The organism is Pedobacter sp. GW460-11-11-14-TSB4 (assembly GCF_059423705.1).
The window spans coordinates 119,135-139,361 of sequence record NZ_JBWKYI010000006.1 but is presented as its reverse complement, the minus strand read 5'-3'; the positions used below and the strand labels follow the sequence as shown (position 1 = coordinate 139,361).

The window sequence follows — 20,227 nt, the reverse complement described above, 5'->3', positions numbered from 1 at the left end:
CCAATTATCATCATGACAAAAAAATCTACAAAACGCAATCTAAGAATCTTTGTATTCTTAATGTTCTTACTGCCGCTGGGTGCCTTTGCGCAAACGCCAAATGTATACCTGTGCGGAACTGGTACGGTAAAATTGAATCCAACTTTCACTGGTTATGCCCCTGTAAATGGCGATAAAATTGTATGGACCGTTGACGGAACTGCAGAAGCTGCGGTAATATACAATGGTTCAAATGCCTTTTATCAGATCGCTGCAGGATTAGCAGCCGGAAACCATACTTATTCGGTTCAGGTAATACCAGCTGATGCAAATCTTTGCCCTAGTGATGCCTCTGATAATACCATTGTAGAAAAATTACCTACGCCTATTATTACCGTTGCAGCCCCGGGAAGTGTTTATTGTACCGATCAAACCGCAACTACTGTAATTACGGCGAGTAAGGATGCTTCGATAACCTTACCAACTGGGGTAAGCATGGCTTATACTTGGTCTGCAACATTAGGCGGTACAGCAGTAGCTGATATTGCAACTTTGGGTACAGCATCAGCTTCAGGAGATACTTTTACCCTTAAAGCCGGCGTGGCTCCAGGTGCTTATGTTTTTGCTGCTGTTGGAAGTTATGCCACTGGCGGTGTTCCGATTGTACCTGCAACAACTTGTACAGCAACGGCCAGCAAGGCTATTACAGTTACGGTTAAGCCAGGTAAAGCAACTATCTCTGTAGCACCTTAGGTGTTATTGTTCGTCCGGTTTAATGATGATGTTTAACAGATTTGGAATAATTGTGTTCGGCATGCTGCTGCTTTCTGCAGTGGCATGCTTTGCGCAATCTTCCAATCCGAATACGCTTAACCTTAAACCAGGTGTTACCGTTAAACTCAGGGCCAACGGTACTGGGGCTACCTCGTATCAATGGTTCAGGAATGGTGAGGCTATTTTGGGTGCTACTTCGCAAGATTACGTCGTAAATGCCGCCGGAAAATATACTGTTATTACTTTTAGCCTGGGCGGTTGTAGTTCCGATCTGTCTGAAGAAATGGAAGTAGTTATGGAAACGGCCATGTCTGCAGATGTTTCCATCGTTAAAAGATCTGAAAGCAGGCAGGTAATCAATACCGAGGTATTTAAATACAATTTGTTGGTGCGTAATAACGGGCTTGGCAATGCGACTAACATACAAGTAAAAGATGACCTTCCGGAAAACCTAACTTTTGTGAGTGTTGATCCTACAATTGTAGGTACTGCGAGTTATAACGAGCAAACCAAAACAGTTTCGTGGGCGATACCCACATTGGCCAACGGAAGTTTTGTAGAGCTTGTGGTTAACGTAAGGGCCATGAAGCCGGGTAATGTGGTAAACAGCGCCTCGGTTACCATCAACGAAGCAGATCCCGATCCATCGAACAATATATCAGTTGATACTAAAGAAATCACCGGGCTTAAAATACCGAATGTATTTACCCCAAATGGTGACGGAAAAAATGAAACCTTTTTTATTGAGCGATTAGACCGTTATAGCGAAAACCAGCTGACCGTTATTAACCGTTGGGGAAGTACCGTTTATGAGAAAGATAGCTATTTAAACGACTGGACAGCTAACGGCTTGGTAGATGGAACCTATTTCTATGTACTTAAAGTGAAAACAACAAGTGCACAATGGCAGGAGTTTAAAGGTTACGTTACCGTGATCAGGTAAGTGGATTTAAAATGTGAAGGAATGAAATTAGATTATACAGATGAAAAAGATTGTTGTAACGGCATTATTTAATTTAGCCTGCATTTGTTTGTTCGCTCAGCAGAATGCACAGTTTGGGCAATATATGTTCAATGGTTTATTCATCAATCCAGCTTATGCAGGTTACAAAGAAGAGTTGTATATGCAGGCCTTTGTCAGGGCCCAGTGGACTGGTATTCAGGGTGCTCCCCAAACACTTTCCGTATCAGTAGATGAAGCGGTTAAAGACGAAAGTTTAGGTTTGGGCTTATTGGTATCGAAAGATAAAATAGGCGCGCAGAATTCCTTAAACTTATCTGGTAATTTTGCTTACCGCATTAAATTAGACCGCACCGAAACCAATGTGCTTGCTTTTGGCGTTGGCATAGGCGTCATGCAGATGGGCCTTAACGGAAGTTTGCTGGATCCAAATGAAACTGGCGACAATAAAATTCCAACGGGATATGAAAGCCGGATTGTACCCGATATTAGGGCAGGCGTACATTATTCGAACGAAAAATTCTTCATCGGTTTCTCTGCCAATAACCTGCTTACACAATACCTTCCTGTTTTTAGGGATAATAATCTGCTGAGTATTGCTTCCAAACCGCATTTTTATTTAACGGCTGGAATGGTGTTTCAAATGAACAATGATTTTATGTTCAAACCTACGTTTTTAATCAAAGATGATTTGAACGGGCCAACCTCACTGGATCTGAATGCTTTTTTAATGATCAAAGAAAAACTTTGGTTGGGTGCTGCATACAGAACCTCCGTAAAATTTTATCCCAAACCAGCATTACAAAGCGATTTAAGGGCAAGGAGTGCCATTGGATTGATTGCCGAGTTCTTTGTCCGCGAAAATCTCCGCATTGGTTATGGTTACGATTACAGTTTAAATAAATTCGGTAGCTATGATTATGGCTCGCACGAAATATCTATTGGTTATTACCTGCAAACCGCAAAAAGCAGAAGGCCAAAATGTTACTTCTAATCATCAGGCATCTTCCGCCCGAAATTCCTTATCTATTTGCATTATACTAATTTCCGCTGCCTTGGCGTGTAGATTGTACCTGTTTGCGTTTTTATGCGAAAAATGAATGGAATGAATGTTGTAAAAAGACTTAGCCTAATTTGTTAGGATTTTTTAAAGCTTTTTCAGGTGGTGTAGCGCATACTCCATTCGGTTGTTTGATTTTTAGCCTGTTGCCTAAACAAACGGATATCCGGCGTGTTAAAGCAATACTATCAAATCATCCATGCAACCGCTATCCCAAAGGGTTATCCATCAAAAACAAAGTGCTGATCAGCAGGCTGGCTTATCTGGCGATGAGCTCTTTTTGATTGCATTGAAAACGCATGATCCTGCTACCTTTAAAGTTCTTTACAAAAGATATTCAGCAGCTCTTTATGGGAACATTATAAGGCGTGTAAGAGATGAAGAGAAAGCTAAATTAATTCTAGAGCAAACATTTTGCGAAGCCTGGCAGTCTTTTTCGCAATTTGATCAGACTAAATTCAGGATTTTTACCTGGATAAATCAGTTTGCACTTCAAAATATTAAAAAATCCACGTCATAAGGGGGTTTAAACAGTAAAAAGTTCGCTATAATCTACTTTATTTTGATTTTTCGTTCAAAATCGCTATTATTAAGCGTCTAAAGTCTATCCCTATTTGTGTATGCTCGAATCCCGCAAGGTGTTTTTAGTGAACGCCGTATTAAATTATTTCAGTAGTTTATGCCCTATCACCCCTGGTTTTATTCAGGAAATTGAAAAAAATGTAGAGCCCCTTCTCATCAGGAAGAATAAATACATTTTATCGCCTATTGATAATAATGATTATGTTTTTTTTGTCGTATCAGGTTTGGTAAGGGGTTTTATTAAAGATGGTAATAATGAAATTACCACCTGGATCAGTTTAGGGGATGAATTTATTGGGGCCATTCAGCATCCGGATGAAAATATTCAGCCCTCTATCGAATATTTGCAGGCATTGGAAAACTCCGAATTAGTTGCCATCCCGCACGTATTGATTGATAAGCTTTATGCCAGTTATCAGGAAACAAATGTTATTGGCAGAAAGATTTTGGCACTCCAGTATCATGCCGCTTCAGAACGGGCCATAATCGCACGAATTCCTTCCGCAGAAAGACGATACGAAAAATTCTTAGAACTAAATTCTTTTGACGTATCCAGGGTACCACTAAGGTGTATAGCCAGTTATTTAGGGATGCGTTTAGAAACACTCAGCCGCATACGCAGTAAATTAGTGAGAGAGTTGGTGTAATCAAGTAAAGACATCTGCTTCGCAGGAATGATCAGTATTATAATAGCTTAGGCCGATGTGCGTAATGAATACTCAAGTTAAACGCTATGTTTACATAACATTATACACTTTTTACATATTGATGTACAACATCAGATTATGCATACTAACCAATGCATTTGTGTTTAAATTTGGTTAAGTAAAAATTAAATCAACGGGACGATTTAGATTACACTTACACTGGTAAGCCTCTCTGTTAAGGGAGGCTTATTTTATTTCATAGCTGATCAGCCAAGCTTCCCAATAATGAAATGATTTTGTTAAAGTTTTTATTAAATGGTGTTATTTAAAGTAAAATCTTCATCAAATCTTAATCTTTGAGCCGTAATATTGCAGATATAAGGGGTGAGAGCCTTATATCAACTTCATAGTTGAGAGCGTTAATTTAGATAGAGGATGTAGCCAGTGGCTATATCCTTTTTTTTCCTGGCATTTTTAGAAAATGCTCCAGACAAACTCGTAATTTATATTTTGGGCAACTGCGAATATTATGATGGGATATAGTGCCATGTTCCTACTCCGGTAAGATAAAAAATAGTCCTATAGCATAGAATGATTACCTATTACTAAGTATTGTGTGGGATTCTAATAGTAATTAGATTTAAATAAAAATTGAGATAGTATTTGGCTATAAGAAATTTGATAATTGCGGTATTTTAAGTAATGTTTGTTATCGAGGTATTTAGTTAAATAAACCTAAACTACAATAAAAGAAATTAGATATTATTACTATATAGATATGCATTGTAAAGTTGATATACATTTATTAGTTATTATAGGCATTATGATTTGCAGCGGTGGGTTTGGTGGATACCTAAATTACTTGCATAATTTTGATACTTTAGACAAAGATAGTGGAGATAAAATTGGAAGGTTTAAATACATCCTATTGGGGATAGGTGCAGCGTTTTTGGTACCTGCTTTTCTAAAAATGATATCAAGTAATCTTTCAATAAGTGATGACAATAATGATTATTTGATATTCGCTGGTTTTTGCTTAATTGCAGCTATCTTTTCAAGGCGGTTTATTAATACAATAGGTGAGAAAATATTAGAAGCTGCAAAAAATGCTGAGAAATCAGCGCAAGAAAGCAAACGAAAAATTGAAAATACACAGTTTGAACTTTCAACGGCAAAGGAGAGGATCGAAGATGTGAAACTTGCTGTTGATTTAAAAAATGCACCCAAAGTTAATATCGAACGTGCTGATAACTCTCATAAAGAAAAATTGATAGAGTTGGCAAATAGTTATGTTACGAAGACAAGTGTTCCTGATTATGCGGAAAGATTACGGTTGAAGGCAGAGTTAGGAAGAAAAATGGGGGAGATCATTGTACGCAATAATCTTTCAACTGAAGAGCTACTAAATCATTCTTCGGAGGGAATGATATTGGCTTTGTCTTATTTGGTTCAACTAAAGCCAAGTGAAAAAGGATTAGATCTACTAAAAATTATTTCTAAATCTGCCTCGCAACTTTATACAAAATATTCAATTTTAGTCTCTTTTGATACATTAGCCAGAAATAGTTACATCAATAAAACACATGTTAAAGAAGTAGTTAATATTATTACAGCATTTCAGCAAAATGCCGACAATTCATTATTGAGAAAGATTCAGGATACGCTCACAATACTTAGTCTTATTGGTCCACTTGAGTAGATAGGAGTCTGTTTTATAATTCCGATTAAGTGATTTTGGCTTATTCCATCAATGAAAAACTATTGAGCTATCACCTGCTCAATAAAACTGTTTACTGCAAACTAAAAACTACCTTACTGCATTGATAAAGTAATCAACCTATTTGTTAGAATTGTTAACTGCAGCAGTAAAGTCGATAAATGAAAGTTTAATGCTGTGGACTGCAAGTTTAAAACTTCCGGTAGAAAATTTAAAGTTAAGTATTGCAAGTTCCAAACCTAAGAACTACAAGTATAAAGTTGTTGACAGATTATTTTAAAACTATTAATTGAAAGTTAAGAAAGCCCGACTAAGAGGTAATACTATCAACCACAAGTTCAGATCTTATTCATTGCAATTATAGTGTTGTTACTAAATGTGTAGACTTACCAATTGTAAAATATGGCGTTATTTTGAATTAATCTTTTTTATGAAAGACCAGCAAGTCTTTTGGTCAGTTGAGTCTATGGTTGTTTTTAAACTGTACAAAAAAAGAAAACTATCAAGGCTTTGTTCAAAATATATATTATCCAGTTATAGGTTAGTTATTTTTGCTGTTATTTAGTAAAAGAAATTTTCTGATAAAAGGTAGAAGGCGGTTAGTAGCTGGAAATTAAAATCTTATATAAAAGAAAAGAGACAATCTATCCAGACTTGTCTCTTTTTTCTAACCAAATATAAACCTGTTATGAGCCAGGCTTTGTCTTTAATCTTCTATCCGAACCGAAGTGCTTCAAGAAAATGATTTATCTTTTTTTATCGTGATAAACATCGTTCCGTTTATTACTCTACAAATATAGTAAAAAATTTGATAGTGTAAAAAATACACTAAGAAAAATTTAAGTATTTTTTTTGTCATTTTTTATTTCCTGTTCCTTTTCTGTAAGCTTTTAGGATTTAAAACGACTGTGTTGCAAATATAGCTCAAAAATATGTTAAGTAATTGTTAAATATTATCAATTTATGGTATTATTTAGTCAAACGTTTGTTTAGTTCTTGGGTAAATATGAATTTTTCTGAAATTTTAAGCCTATTTTTTGAGTTTTAGGTGTTGTTAAGTAAATTTTGGGTATAAAAATTAAATAAAAACTGATTTCGAATCGTTTTTGAGATGGAGTTTTATGGGTGAAAATTGTATTTAAAACAAAAAGGCAACATTAATTGAATAATGTTGCCTTTTATTATGGTTTAAAAAAGCGCTTAGCGCAATTTTTTGTTACAAACTTGCGTAATATTCTACGAATTTAGCTAATGCAGAAGAATATCCCCATTCGTTATCGTACCAAGATACCACTTTAACGAAATTATCGTTCAATGAGATACCCGCTTTAGCATCAAAAATCGAAGCGTGGTCATCGCCAATAAAGTCAGAAGAAACTACTTCATCTTCAGTATAAGCCAACACACCTTTTAATTCGCCTTCAGAAGCTGCCTTCATTGCTGCTTTAATTTGCTCATAAGTAGCTGGTTTTTCTAAACGTGCAGTTAAATCTACAACAGAAACGTCAGCAACCGGAACACGGAAAGACATACCGGTTAATTTACCTTTTAATTCAGGTAAAACCATACCAACAGCTTTAGCTGCACCAGTAGAAGAAGGGATGATGTTAGAGAAACCACCACGGCCACCTCTCCAGTCTTTAGCAGAAGGACCATCAACTGTTTTTTGAGTTGCTGTTACCGCGTGGATTGTGCTCATTAAACCTTCAACAATACCGAAGTTATCGTTTAAAACTTTAGCAATTGGTGCTAAACAGTTTGTGGTACAAGATGCATTAGAAACAATAGTTTGATCTGCAGTTAATTTATGGTGGTTAACGCCCATTACATAAGTAGGGATATCGCCATCTTTAGCAGGAGCAGAGAAAACTACTTTTTTAGCACCGGCAGCGATGTGTTTTTCAGCATCAGCGCGGGTTAAGAATAAACCTGTAGATTCGATTACTACTTCAACACCTACAGCATCCCATTTTAAATCAGCAGGATTTCTTTCTGCAGTTACACGGATTGTTTTGCCATTAACAACTAAATTACCATCAACAACTTCAATCGTACCATCAAATTTGCCATGTGTAGTATCATATTTTAACATGTATGCCATATAATCAGGCTCGATCAAATCGTTAATCGCTACAATATCCAATCCTCTTTTTAATGCGGCTCTGAAAACCAGTCTGCCAATACGGCCAAAGCCGTTTATTCCAATTTTGCTCATTGTTTTTGTTAATTAGTGTAATGTTTTAATAAATTTTGTATTGGTTCTTTAATGATGCTTTTAATTGTGATGTCGTATTTATTAGCCACCAGCTTTAACCGGTCTTCGAGCTCTGCAGCTACTTTACCTACAATATGTATATCCCGGTCGCTGTATTTTTCGGCCATTGGTAAAACATAAGTTTTAATATATTTTTCAAAGCCCTCGTCAATCAGCCTGCGAATATATTCGTGTTTGCTGTTTTGGGTAATGAAATCAAAAAAAGAAGTTAAAAATATATTGGCCTGTGGCTTATTATAAATACGTTCTAATATCTGAGGGCGGTCTAGATTGTAATTCAGCATGAATTTGGTTTCGATATCCTTAGGCATTTTAAGACTTAGGAATTCTTTAAGAAGTATTTTCCCAAAATAATTCGAAGAACCTTCATCACCCAGTATGTAACCTAATCCAAAGTTGTTACTGATTGGCTTTTTTCCATCGAAGTAGGCACAGTGTGCACCACTTCCCAGCATGCCAACAATACCGGGTTGATCATAACAGGCTGCTTTAGCGGCGCCAAATAAATCATTTTCTACTACAATTTTACTGTATTTGAAAAACGATGATAGGGTTTTGGCTAATTCCTCTTTTCTGTCTGCTGACGATGCACCAGCTGCAAAAAAATAAATTTTCTTTATATTTTCTGCGTTGTTAACCAAAGCAACTTTTTTGTTTAAAATCTGTAAGATCGTTTTTGGATCAACAAAGCAAGGGTTTAGGCCTGTAGTATTACAATGTGCTACTACCTGTCCATTTTGTGTTATTTTCCAAAATGCTGTTTTTGATCCGCTATAAACAACTGCTACCATATTATATTGAAAGTACCTCTGTCATTTCCATTAAATCGGGCTCGAGTTTAAAAGAATGAGCGGTTAAAGCCTCTCTTATGCTGGTTAATTTTATTTCGTTTCCTTTTAAACCTACCATTTGCTCCGTTTCGCCTGCAATTAACGCATTTACTGCGGCAAAACCTAAACGACTGCCTAAAATTCTGTCGAAACTGCTTGGGCTACCACCACGTTGAAGGTGGCCCAGTATCGTTACTTTGGTGTCGTAATGGTCAAAAGTTTCTTTTACTTTTTTTGCAATATCATAAGCACCGCCTTGTTTATGGCCTTCGGCCACGATAACGATACTTGATGATTTTTTTGTAGCTGCGCCTAAGGCCAGTTTTTCAATCAATTCAGTTACACTGGTTTCCTTTTCTGGTAACAAAACAGCTTCGGCACCGCTGGCAATTGAACTTCTTAGTGCAATACAGCCAGAGTCGCGGCCCATTACCTCTATAAAGAATAAACGGTCGTGTGCATCGGCAGTATCTCTGATTTTATCAATCGCTTCGATTACAGTATTAATAGCCGTATCGTAACCTAAGGTAAAATCTGATCCCACTAAGTCATTATCAATCGTGCCCGGTATCCCGATCACCTTAACGCCGAAAGTTTCTGAAAAGCGTTTCGCTCCGGTAAATGTTCCATCACCGCCGATTACCACTAGTCCATCAATGCCGTTTTTCTTTAAGTTATTGTAGGCAATCTGTTGACCTTCGTCTGTTTTAAACTCTAAACAGCGTGCAGTTTTTAATATGGTACCACCCAAGTGTAAAATATTACTTACAGAACGGGCGTCCATTGGTTTTATGTTGTCGGTAATTAAACCCTGGTAACCTTGCATTACACCAAACATGTTAATGCCATGGTAAATTCCGGTACGAACAACAGCTCTGATTGCAGCATTCATTCCAGGGGCGTCGCCTCCAGAAGTGAGTACAGCTATATTTTTTATATTTGGCTCCATCTTTATAACACGAATATAGTGTGTATTTTTTACACTAAGTAATTTATTTTATTTTTTTTACTTAATATTGAAAGTCATACCTTTATCTGCTTAAAATAACTAAATTTTACTTTGGAACAAATTTTACCTCATTTAGATTCTGTATTCTCGATAGATTGCGTTTTGTTTGGATTTGATGGTAAGGAATTAAAAATCCTGCTAATTGAAAGGAATGAAGAACCGTTTAAAGATTGGTGGGCATTGCCCGGTAACATTGTTGGCCCTGATGAAAGTTTAGATCAATCAGCCTCCCGGATTTTGTACGAACTTACTGGTTTGCGTGGTATTTACATGGAACAGTATTATGCTTTTGGCGATCCGCACAGGCACCCCCAGGGTAGGGTAATTACTTTGGCTTATTATGCCTTGATCCGTTTGGGTGGCGATAAAGAGCTGAGGCCGATTAGCAGCTATGCCAAGCGAGCCAACTGGCTGCCAATTACTGATCTGCCTAAACTGGCTTTCGATCACCAGAAAATTTATGACAAAGGATTAGAAAAAATAAAACGCCGGATTAAACACCAGCCCATTGCTTTCGAACTCTTGCCGGAAAAATTTACTTTAACGCAATTACAGCATGTTTATGAACTGGTGCTGGGTAAAAAACTCGATAAAAGGAACTTTAGAAAGAAAATTGTGAGTTTTGGCGTGCTAAAGGAGCTTGATGAAAAACAAAAAGGTGTTTCTTATCGTGCAGCTACTTTATACCGTTTTGATAAACGTAAATATGCCAAACTTTTTGGTAAGGAGATTTCGTTCTAGCGGAGAGCGATAAGCGGAAGGCGTTTGGCGTTGAGCGGAGGGCATAGCGCTAAAGTAAAAGCTAGATGTGATAACGGAGGACTTGAAGACTAAAGCGCTGAAAGACTAATACAACTGAATAACTTATAAAAAAAGAAAATCCCCGGTTTGAAATCGGGGATTTTTATTTTAATTCGTATTTGACTGCGGACTAAAGACTCCAGACTTAGGACTGAAAACTAAGCCTTAGGCGCTAGCTCCAGGTGGTAGTGAACCAAATCATCTATAGGTGAGCGGATAATTTTACCCACGCCCATTTCGTAACGGTCGGCTACAATACTTAAAATATCACGGAAACTGTAACCTACAGAACCTACACAGTTTAACTTGTGATCTTTGTAGTTTGGATAGTGAATAACCAAAGCTTCGAAAAATGCGGTAAATGCATAATCAATGGTTGCAAAGGCATAATCCTCGTAATTATCTTTAAAATCGTATAAGAATTTACTAAAGCTTGCGCAGAAACGGTTTGGCAATGGCTTGTTATAAATGTTATCGAAAATATCTTCGTTAGTTAAAGCGTAGTTATCATAAAAAGCTTCACGTAAGCCTTTCGGCATATAACCTTTCATGTAATCGCTTAAGATACGTTTACCAATGTACGAACCGCTGCCTTCATCACCCAGGAAATAACCTAATGAATCGATGTTCATGGTGATTTCAGATCCATCGTAAAGACATGAGTTAGTACCGGTACCTAAAATAGCAGCAAATCCTGGCTCGTTTCCAAGGAGTGCTCTAGATGAAGCAAGTAAATCATGGCCTACAAAAATGGTTGCATTAACAAAGATTTGTTGCATGGCATCAGCCACAATCTTAACATTTGCAGGTGTAGAACAGCCGGCACCGTAATAGTAAACTGCTGTTAATTTCTCTCTTTCCAAGTGGTCTGGAAGAGTCTCATTCAAAGACTTTACAATGTACTCTCCTTTTGAAAAATATGGATTGTAACCTTCGGTGTTAAAGTAAATTTTTCTGCCGGCCTCGTTAATCAAACACCAATTTGTTTTGGTAGATCCGCCGTCTGCAATTACTATCATTTTATTTATTTTTGGTTTTAGCACGATAAAAGTATAAAAAGTCTTATATTTTGTATCCTTTTTTTTAATAATTTTTTAACAATTTGTTGTTGTCGGAAATTAAGTGTGTAAAAAATACACTATATAGGGCGTTTAATCGCCGAAAAACCTTAAAATTATACCAGAAAAGGCATTGGTCTTTTTTTTAACGTCAACAATATTTTACAAGCAGATAGCGAAATGAACAACAGATTTTTAGATTTCAGGAGTGATACGGTAACCAAACCAACTGCCGGAATGTTGGATGCCATGATGAATGCAAAAGTGGGCGACGACGTTTTTGGTGAAGACGAAACGGTGCATGCATTGGAAACAAAACTGGCTTCGATCTTTAATATGGAAGCCGGATTATTTTGTCCATCCGGAACGATGACGAACCAGATTGCGATTAAGTGTTTTACCCAACCCATGGATGAGGTGATCTGCGATCAGACGGCACATGTATACCGTTACGAAATCGGGGGCATCGCGTATCATTCCGGTGCATCGGTCAGGTTGTTATATGGCGATCGCGGGATTTTGACACCAGAGCTGATTGAGCCTGAAATCAATGAAGATAATATCCACTATCCCAATTCCAGTTTGGTGGTTTTAGAAAATACCGTAAATAAAGGTGGCGGAAGCTGTTATACCTTATCGCAAATTGCACCTATCCATCACCTCTGTAACATAAAAGGATTAAAGCTGCACTTAGATGGTGCACGTATTTTTAATGCACTTGTGGCCACTGGCGATCAGGCAAGCGAATACGGCAAATATTTTGATGGTATTTCGGTTTGCCTGTCTAAAGGACTTGGAGCGCCTGTTGGTTCAGTGCTGCTGGGCAGCAAACAAATGATCCATAAAGCGCGGAAAATTAGAAAAGCTTTTGGTGGAGGCATGCGCCAGGCTGGTTTTTTAGCAGCGGCAGGTATTTATGCGCTCGATCATCACGTCACACGTTTGAAAGACGATCACGCCCATGCACAGGCTTTAGCTAATGCACTGGCCAGCACAAAATATGTAAAATCGGTCATGCCGGTTGAAACCAATATTGTTATTTTTGAAGTAGAAAAGGGATCAGCAGAGAAAATTGTACACCAGTTTAAAGAAAAAGGACTGCATTGCAATACCACCAGTGCCAGTACCATCCGTTTGGTAACACACCTGGATCTAAGTACTGAAATGATCGATCAGGCAATTGAAATAATATTACATTTGTCTTAGACAGGGTTTTAAGTCCTGAGTCTTTAGTCCTGAGTCAATATGTCTAATGAAATGCTAACCAAGATGCCCGAAAACTCCAAAGCCCAAACGCCAATCTCCAAACTCCTAGTCGCTAACCGTGGCGAAATTGCTTTGCGTATCATGCGCTCGGCGAAAGAAATGGGTATAAAAACGGTTGCCGTTTTTTCTGAAGCAGACCGTAATGCACTGCATGTACGTTATGCCGATGAGGCGGTTTGTATTGGGCCAGCACCATCTAACCAAAGTTATCTGGTAGGAGAGAAGATTATTGGTGCCTGTAAATTAACGGGAGCCGAAGCCATTCATCCCGGTTATGGATTTTTATCAGAAAATGCTGGTTTTGCACAAATGGTTGCCGATGCAGGCCTGATTTTGGTTGGTCCTTCGCCACAGGCCATGGAAACGATGGGCAATAAACTCTCGGCAAAGGCAGCAGCGCTAAAATATAACATCCCCATGGTGCCCGGAACAGAAGAAGCCATTCAGGATGTGAACGAGGCAAAACAGCGTGCCATCGAAGTCGGTTTCCCGATATTGATTAAAGCTGCTGCAGGTGGCGGAGGCAAGGGCATGCGTATTGTGGAGCGGGCTGAAGATTTTGAAGAACAAATGCAGCTTGCCGTAAGTGAAGCCACCTCAGCTTTTGGCGATGGGGCTGTTTTTATTGAACGTTATGTTACCTCACCAAGACACATCGAGATACAGGTTCTGGGCGATAACCATGGCAATATTGTTCATCTTTTTGAACGAGAATGTTCTGTGCAGCGCCGTCACCAGAAAGTGATAGAAGAGGCACCTTCGTCTGTTTTAACTGAAGAAATCAGGCAAAGGATGGGCAAGTGTGCCGTAGATGTAGCCCGTTCGGTGAATTATACCGGAGCTGGTACGGTGGAGTTTATTTTGGATGAGAACCTCGATTTCTTTTTTCTCGAAATGAATACCCGTTTGCAGGTAGAACATCCCGTAACCGAATTAATTACAGGTATAGATCTGGTAAAAGAACAGCTAAAAATTGCTTCCGGCGAAAAGCTGAGCTTTAGTCAGGAGGATTTAAAAATCAGTGGGCACGCCGTAGAACTTCGTGTTTATGCCGAAGATCCGGCCAATAATTTTTTACCTGATATTGGTACCCTGCAAACTTATAATACGCCAAAAGGCAACGGGGTAAGGGTTGATGATGGTTTTGAGCAGGGGATGGAAATCCCGATTTATTACGACCCTATGATCGCCAAACTGATTACTTATGGTAAAGACAGAGAAGAGGCCATTGAGCGCATGGTGAGGGCTATTGAAGAATATGATATTACGGGGATAGAAACTACCTTGGGTTTTGGTAAATTTGTCATGCAGCACGAGGCTTTTAAAACGGGTAATTTCGACACGCATTTTGTGGGTAAATACTTTAAGCCCGAAAGTTTAAAAGTACAGGACGAAACAGAAGCCTTAATTGCTGCTGTAATTGCTGCAAAACTATTTGATAAGAAAGAGGTGAAGTTGGGAGATGCAGCTATTAAAAATAGCTCCGACTGGAGAAAAAATAGATTGAAATATTAGAATAAATGAATCGTCATGGTGTGAGATCGTCATTACGACCGTAGTGGAGAAATCTATAAGTTAAAATAATATAGATTTCTCCATTTCGCTGCACTTCAGTCGAAATGACGACCTTATTGTAAATAAATATAAAATGTTCACTGGAATTATAGAAACACTTGGCGAGGTTACTGCCATTAAAAACGACCATACCAATATCCACTTTACCATCTCTTCTGCAATTAGCCATGAGCTGAAAATAGACCAAAGTGTAGCCCATAATGGCGTGTGCCTCACGGTCGTGGCTTTAAATGACGGAACACATACCGTTACCGCTATTGATGAAACCTTAAATAAAACCAATCTCGACGGCCTAAAGGTGGGGAGCAAAGTTAACCTCGAACGCTGTATGCAGATGAATGCCCGTTTAGATGGCCATATTGTACAAGGTCATGTAGACCAGACAGCTGTTTGTGTAAAAAGAGAAGAGCTGGATGGTAGCTGGGAATACCGTTTTAAATACGATGCTTCAGCCGGAAATGTAACTGTAGAAAAGGGTTCTGCCTGTGTAAATGGCATTAGCTTAACCGTCGTAAATTCTCAGGCCGATGAGTTTTCGGTATTTATTATCCCTTATACTTTCGAACATACCAATTTACAGGAAGTTGAAGTTGGCGATACTGTAAATTTAGAGTTCGATATCATTGGCAAATATGTTGCCCGATTAATGAACCGGTAAGCTTTATTTTTTCTAGTAGTTTATTGTTGTAAATGACTGTTAAATAGTATTTTATTTAATTATTGGCGTTGTGCTAACGCTTAATTTTTCATAACAGTGCAGGATGGTTGGTTAAATAATATTTCTGATTATCGTATAGTTAAGACTAAAAAATTAACGCTAACCAATATGAACAAGAATTTCCGTACCTCAGGCACAATAGCTGCTCTTGCCTTAATCTTTTTATTTACTACAAATGTTTTAGCACAGAAAATTTCGGTAAAAGATTTAACTGTTGAGCATTTGGTAAATCCTTTTAGTATCGATCAGCCAAAACCCAGATTTAGCTGGAAGATGGTTTCTGATCTAAAAAATACCAGGCAGAGTAATTACGAAATCAGATTGGGTACGTCAGCCAGTATTGATAAAGTTTTGTGGAAAGCAAACGTAAACAACGATCAATCGGTTCTCATCGCCTATGATGGTCCCGGGCTATCCTCGAAAACTAAATATTACTGGCAGGTTAGGGTAAAAGACAACCACGGAAATGCATCTGCATGGTCACCTGTTCAGTTTTTTCAAACCGGTTTAAAACCTGAAGATTGGACGGCAAAATGGATTTCGGTAGCAGGAAAAGATACTTCCCTGGCCAGTCCTTTTTTCAGGAAAGAAATTAACCTCAAGAAAGAAGTAAAGTCGGCAATGGCTTACATCACTGCAAAAGGTTTGTATGAAGCCCATATTAACGGCGGCCGTGTTAGTGATGCTTATTTTGCACCAGGCTGGACAAGTTATAAAGACCATATTCAATACCAGGTTTATGATGTGAAGCAAGTACTAAAAAAGGGCGCGAATGTAATTGGCGTTTCACTAGGCGATGGCTGGTACAAAGGCCGCATTGGATTTAGTAATCAAAAACACTTTTACGGCGATACCAGAGCATTATTGTTGCAACTGGAAGTAGAATACACTGATGGAACCCGAGAAACCATCACTACCGATAATAGCTGGAAAACAGCTTATGGACCAATACTGGCCTCCAATATTTACGATGGCGAAACCTACGATGCCCGCTTAGAGCTCCGCGGCTGGAATAATACCGGCTTTAGAGAAAATGCTGCCTGGAAACCAGTGCAGGAACTGGCCAAGGGTACGGAAAAACTGGTTGGCATGAGCGGACCCCAGGTAAGCAAACACGAAACATTTAAAGCCTTAAAAATATTTAAAACCCCGAAAGGTGAGACCGTTGTCGATTTTGGGCAGAATTTAGTGGGTTGGGTCATGTTAAAAGCTAAAGGTGCTGCTGGTACTAAAATTACCATCAGCCATGCAGAAGTATTAACCAAAGAAGGAAACTTTTACACCACAAACCTCAGAAGCGCCAAACAACAAAACAATTATATTTTAAAAGGTGAAACTGAACAGGTATTCGAGCCACATTTTTCTTTTCAGGGGTTTAGGTATGTCAAAATAGATGGCTATCCTGGTGAACTGAAACTGGAAAACCTCACTGCAGTAGCGGTCTATTCCGATATGAAAACCAGTGGGAAATTCACGACCTCAAATCCTTTGCTCAATCAATTGCAACATAATATTAGCTGGGGACAGAAGGGGAATTTTGTTGATGTACCTACCGATTGTCCGCAAAGAGATGAACGTTTAGGCTGGACCGGTGATGCACAGGCCTTTGCCACAACTGCGGCATACAACATGGACGTATCGGCCTTTTTTACCAAATGGTTAAAAGATGTTTCGGCAGATCAGCTCCCTAATGGTAGTGTTCCTTTTGTGGTACCCAATGTGTTGAACCAGAATGATGCAGGTTCGGCAGGCTGGGCCGATGTAGCCACCATTATTCCGTGGGATATGTATGTTTCGTACGGAGATAAAGGCCTATTGGAAACACAATATGGTAGCATGAAAAAGTGGGTCGATTATATTTCTTCTGTAGCAAAAAATAACCTTTGGAATACAGGTTTCCACTTCGGCGACTGGTTGTTCTATCGCCCCAACGATGATAATGATGGCCGTGCTGCAGTGACGGATAAGTACATGATTGCCCAAACATTTTATGCGCATTCTACTCAGTTGCTTATAAATGCCGCAAAAGTATTGGGTAAAACAGATGATGTAAGCAAGTACAGCAGACTATTGGAGCAGATTAAAGCGGCTTATATGAAAGAAAACATGACGCCAAATGGAAAGCTGATCTCCAACACCCAAACCGCATATGTATTGGCCTTGCAGTTTGATATGCTGCCTGAAAATTTACGCGCACAGGCTGCACAAAGATTGGTAGATAACGTAAAAGATTACGGAAATCACCTGACCACAGGTTTTTTGGGTACACCATACCTTTGCCATGTATTGAGCCGCTTTGGGCACGAGAATGTAGCTTACGATCTGTTATTGCAGGAAAGTTATCCATCATGGTTATATCCGGTTAAAATGGGTGCAACGACCATTTGGGAGCGCTGGGATGGTATTAAACAGGATGGCTCTTTTCAAACGGCTGATATGAATTCTTTTAATCACTACGCTTACGGCGCTATTGGCGATTGGATGTATAAAAATATTGCCGGCATTAATCCGGTATCAGCACAACCAGGTTACAAAAACATTTTAATTGCACCAAGACCAGGCGGAAAATTAACCAACGCATCTGCAGAACTGGAAACCGTGTACGGTACCGTTAAATCTTCATGGACGATTGCCGATGGAGTTTTTAAACTAGACGTAACTGTGCCAGCCAATGCAACCGCCACCGTGGTATTGCCAAAAATCGATAAAAAAGAAGAAATAGGCTCAGGTAGCTATCATTTTGAATATAAATATTAATCGCTTAATATTGCAGCCTCGTTAAAGAGATTATATCAATATGATAGATTTTTGAGGAGTCGTCATTCCCAACTTGATTGGGAATCTTAATGCATTTAGTTTTAAGATTCCCGCCTGCGCGGGAATGACGACTTATTTAAATTGATAAAGTCTCCATCAGTTATTAAAAAAATAAATGTACAATAAAGAAGAAGCAGCCCGCCTGCGCCAACAGTTTTGGATCAGTTTCGGACAATATATGAAACCCGTGCCTTCGGCCAGTGGTTCAACCGTAAACTGGACGAACTACAAAACGGGGGTGAAGAATATCTTCTTTAAAATGGATGTTGACGGTAAAAAAGCTTTTATCAGCATTCAGCTATCACATCCCGATCCCGATATCAGGCATCTCATTTTCGAACAGTTTGAAGAATTTAAACGCTTGTTTACCAATACCGTAAACGAAGAATGGGAATGGATTAAAGATGCCACCGATGATTTCGGCAAAACCGTATCACAAATTTCAATCAGTATTACCGGGGTAAGCATATTTAATCAGCAGCACTGGCCCGAGCTGATTTCTTTTTTTAAACCCAGAATTATTGCCCTCGACGAATTTTGGGACAATGTAAAACCCGTTTTCGAAGATCTGGTTTAGTCAGTCAGGTTTAGCTGCGCTATCCTGTCTTTCGAAAATTTAATTTCTTCTTTATCGTCCATCAAACTGGGCCTGCTTTTTAAATACAGGTTATAATATTTAAGTGCATTTTTACCCTGTTTTAGGCGTGTATCGTAAAATACAGCAAGACGGTAATACAAGGTAGGGGTGGCTTTAAACTGCAGGCCTTTTTTGTAAGCGGCATTTGCCAGTGTGAGCTGATTGTTTTCTTCATAAACCAGTCCCAGTAAAGAGTAATAACTGGAAGTATTAGGCGAAATAGCCTCATCGATGGTTTTTCTGGTATAAACAGCTGCCTGCGGATAATCTTTTAAAGCCCGGTAACTCAGTGATGTGTAATATAAGGTCGCTTCATTCTCCATTGCTGCTTCTTCCAACAGTTTAAAAAGATCGATCGCTTTTTGATATTTTTTAGTGTAATAATAGGCTTTTGCTACATCTTTTATTACCCCAGCATCGGCAGCATCTTTCAACAATTTCTCACCTGAAGTAATCACTTCACCATATTTTTTAAGCTGGTTGGCAATGGGAAGTTTCGCCCTTTGCAGCACCAGGTTATCACTGTCTCCCTTAATGGCTATATCGAGCACCTGATAAGCTTTTTCGTATTGCTGATAAGCGGAATGCTCTTCAGCCAGATCAGTAGCCACATCACCTTCTAAAGGGTTGATCTGATTGGCCTTTAACAAGTATTTGAGCTTTAAAGAATCTTTTGGCAAAGTGTAAAGGTTCGCCAGCAGTTTATATACATTAAAATTATTGCTGTCTATTTTTACAATTTGACCGTAATAGAGTTTGGCCCTTTCGGTATTTCCCCGTTTGGTATTAATACTACCCAGACTGAAAAGGGTAGGGAGGTGCTGTGGCTGTAGTGTATAGGCTTTGCTGTAAAATTTTTCGGCTTCTACATTATTGCCGGCCATTAAAAAACAATAGCCAATCTGGCTGAGGGTTTTAAAATCATTCACCTCTTCTCCATAAATACCTTTAAGATACTGAGCAGCATCGGCATAACGCTGAGTCTGATAAAAATCAAAAAGTTTTTCCTTATCAACAGTGGTTGCATTTTGCGCGTAACCTGCTAAACTTAAACCAAATAAAACCAATAGTGTAAGGCGCTTTTTCATAACAGCTAATTTTAAACTAATTTATTAGTTGTTTTTGTCAATTCCAAATCTCTTTGTTAAAATATCGGGGTAATAAAACAAAATAAAGGCTAAGGGGTTTATAAGGAATAGTTTAACTAAAAATAAGAACCTATGAATACTTTAAAGAAGTTTGAATTAATGGAAAAGATCGTGCGTGAATTGGAAGATTTGCAAAACTCTCAGCAGGCACTTATTCAGAAAATTGGTAAAATTGAAGTAGATAATATCGAATTGGGCGATAGCCGCCTGGAAAAAGATTTACCAGATATTCATCAAAATTTAGCCGATAACTTAGATACTATTTCGGGAATTTTAGATTACTTTGCAGGTAAAACACAAAACTTTGGTGATAAAAACAATGTTGAGGCTTTAAAAGAACAAGAAGCCATTAACAATGCCACCAGCTAAAATT

At 38.5% G+C, this 20,227-nt stretch carries 18 protein-coding genes; 13 read left to right on the top strand and 5 right to left on the bottom strand.

Translation table 11 applies throughout. The annotated features are described in order from the left end of the window. Positions 1-12 precede the first annotated feature (12 nt). From AC07YT_RS08410 to AC07YT_RS08385, 6 genes are all read left to right on the top strand, one after another. Positions 13-732 (top strand): hypothetical protein, encoded by a 720-nt coding sequence (locus AC07YT_RS08410; RefSeq protein ID WP_145954197.1) that lies wholly within the window; start codon positions 13-15, stop codon positions 730-732. A 61-nt stretch (positions 733-793) separates the two neighbouring features. Beyond that, positions 794-1,696 (top strand): T9SS type B sorting domain-containing protein, encoded by a 903-nt coding sequence (locus AC07YT_RS08405; RefSeq protein WP_494945272.1) that lies wholly within the window; start codon positions 794-796, stop codon positions 1,694-1,696. Positions 1,697-1,736: 40 nt separating this feature from the next. Then, positions 1,737-2,708 carry a PorP/SprF family type IX secretion system membrane protein gene (locus tag AC07YT_RS08400; protein WP_086545034.1) on the top strand — a complete coding sequence of 324 codons (972 nt, stop codon included), beginning with the start codon at positions 1,737-1,739 and terminating at the stop codon, positions 2,706-2,708. Between the two features lie 265 nt (positions 2,709-2,973). Then, the gene (locus AC07YT_RS08395; RefSeq protein ID WP_086545035.1) at positions 2,974-3,294 is read left to right on the top strand and encodes a hypothetical protein; all 321 of its coding nucleotides are present in this window, start codon (positions 2,974-2,976) and stop codon (positions 3,292-3,294) included. A 100-nt stretch (positions 3,295-3,394) separates the two neighbouring features. Beyond that, positions 3,395-4,003 (top strand): Crp/Fnr family transcriptional regulator, encoded by a 609-nt coding sequence (locus tag AC07YT_RS08390; protein WP_086545036.1) that lies wholly within the window; start codon positions 3,395-3,397, stop codon positions 4,001-4,003. A gap of 778 nt (positions 4,004-4,781) precedes the next feature. Beyond that, the gene (locus AC07YT_RS08385) at positions 4,782-5,702 is read left to right on the top strand and encodes a YEATS-associated helix-containing protein (protein ID WP_145954198.1); all 921 of its coding nucleotides are present in this window, start codon (positions 4,782-4,784) and stop codon (positions 5,700-5,702) included. 1,234 nt (positions 5,703-6,936) lie between these two features. Here the strand turns inward: AC07YT_RS08385 and gap are convergent. The 3 genes from gap to pfkA are packed head-to-tail and all read right to left on the bottom strand — an operon-like array spanning position 6,937 to position 9,774. After that, positions 6,937-7,935, bottom strand: coding sequence for a type I glyceraldehyde-3-phosphate dehydrogenase (gap, locus tag AC07YT_RS08380; protein WP_029280245.1), 999 nt, complete (start codon positions 7,933-7,935; stop codon positions 6,937-6,939). Between the two features lie 8 nt (positions 7,936-7,943). After that, positions 7,944-8,786 (bottom strand): hypothetical protein, encoded by an 843-nt coding sequence (locus tag AC07YT_RS08375; protein ID WP_086545038.1) that lies wholly within the window; start codon positions 8,784-8,786, stop codon positions 7,944-7,946. A gap of 1 nt (position 8,787) precedes the next feature. Further along, complete coding sequence (gene pfkA, locus AC07YT_RS08370; protein ID WP_086545039.1) at positions 8,788-9,774, bottom strand: 6-phosphofructokinase; 987 nt, start codon at positions 9,772-9,774, stop codon at positions 8,788-8,790. A gap of 111 nt (positions 9,775-9,885) precedes the next feature. Between pfkA and AC07YT_RS08365 the strand changes: the two genes are divergently transcribed. Next, positions 9,886-10,575 carry an NUDIX hydrolase gene (locus tag AC07YT_RS08365; RefSeq protein WP_086545040.1) on the top strand — a complete coding sequence of 230 codons (690 nt, stop codon included), beginning with the start codon at positions 9,886-9,888 and terminating at the stop codon, positions 10,573-10,575. A gap of 218 nt (positions 10,576-10,793) precedes the next feature. On the opposite strand, the gene AC07YT_RS08360 is transcribed toward AC07YT_RS08365, so the two are convergent. Next, positions 10,794-11,654 carry an N-acetylglucosamine kinase gene (locus AC07YT_RS08360; protein ID WP_086545041.1) on the bottom strand — a complete coding sequence of 287 codons (861 nt, stop codon included), beginning with the start codon at positions 11,652-11,654 and terminating at the stop codon, positions 10,794-10,796. 219 nt (positions 11,655-11,873) lie between these two features. Here AC07YT_RS08360 and AC07YT_RS08355 point away from each other — a divergent pair, with 219 nt between their 5' ends. The 5 genes from AC07YT_RS08355 (at position 11,874) to AC07YT_RS08335 (ending at position 18,646) form a co-directional block, all read left to right on the top strand. Further along, positions 11,874-12,899 (top strand): threonine aldolase family protein, encoded by a 1,026-nt coding sequence (locus tag AC07YT_RS08355; protein WP_086545042.1) that lies wholly within the window; start codon positions 11,874-11,876, stop codon positions 12,897-12,899. A gap of 63 nt (positions 12,900-12,962) precedes the next feature. Continuing rightward, complete coding sequence (gene accC, locus AC07YT_RS08350) at positions 12,963-14,474, top strand: acetyl-CoA carboxylase biotin carboxylase subunit (RefSeq protein WP_086549239.1); 1,512 nt, start codon at positions 12,963-12,965, stop codon at positions 14,472-14,474. A 133-nt stretch (positions 14,475-14,607) separates the two neighbouring features. Next, positions 14,608-15,192, top strand: a complete 585-nt coding sequence (locus AC07YT_RS08345) for a riboflavin synthase (RefSeq protein ID WP_086545043.1) — start codon at positions 14,608-14,610, stop codon at positions 15,190-15,192. A gap of 168 nt (positions 15,193-15,360) precedes the next feature. Then, entirely contained in the window at positions 15,361-18,009 is a 2,649-nt protein-coding gene (locus AC07YT_RS08340) for a glycoside hydrolase family 78 protein (RefSeq protein WP_086549240.1), read from the top strand. 175 nt (positions 18,010-18,184) lie between these two features. Continuing rightward, complete coding sequence (locus AC07YT_RS08335) at positions 18,185-18,646, top strand: DUF4268 domain-containing protein (protein WP_086545044.1); 462 nt, start codon at positions 18,185-18,187, stop codon at positions 18,644-18,646. Here the strand turns inward: AC07YT_RS08335 and AC07YT_RS08330 are convergent. Further along, positions 18,643-19,794, bottom strand: a complete 1,152-nt coding sequence (locus AC07YT_RS08330) for a tetratricopeptide repeat protein (protein WP_086545045.1) — start codon at positions 19,792-19,794, stop codon at positions 18,643-18,645. The two genes, AC07YT_RS08335 and AC07YT_RS08330, sit on opposite strands and share 4 nt — an antisense overlap. A 132-nt stretch (positions 19,795-19,926) precedes the next feature. On the opposite strand from AC07YT_RS08330, the gene AC07YT_RS08325 reads away from it, so the two are divergent. Further along, a complete protein-coding gene (locus tag AC07YT_RS08325) occupies positions 19,927-20,223 on the top strand; it encodes a hypothetical protein (protein WP_086545046.1) in 297 nt (98 codons plus the stop codon). Positions 20,224-20,227: the final 4 nt, after the last annotated feature.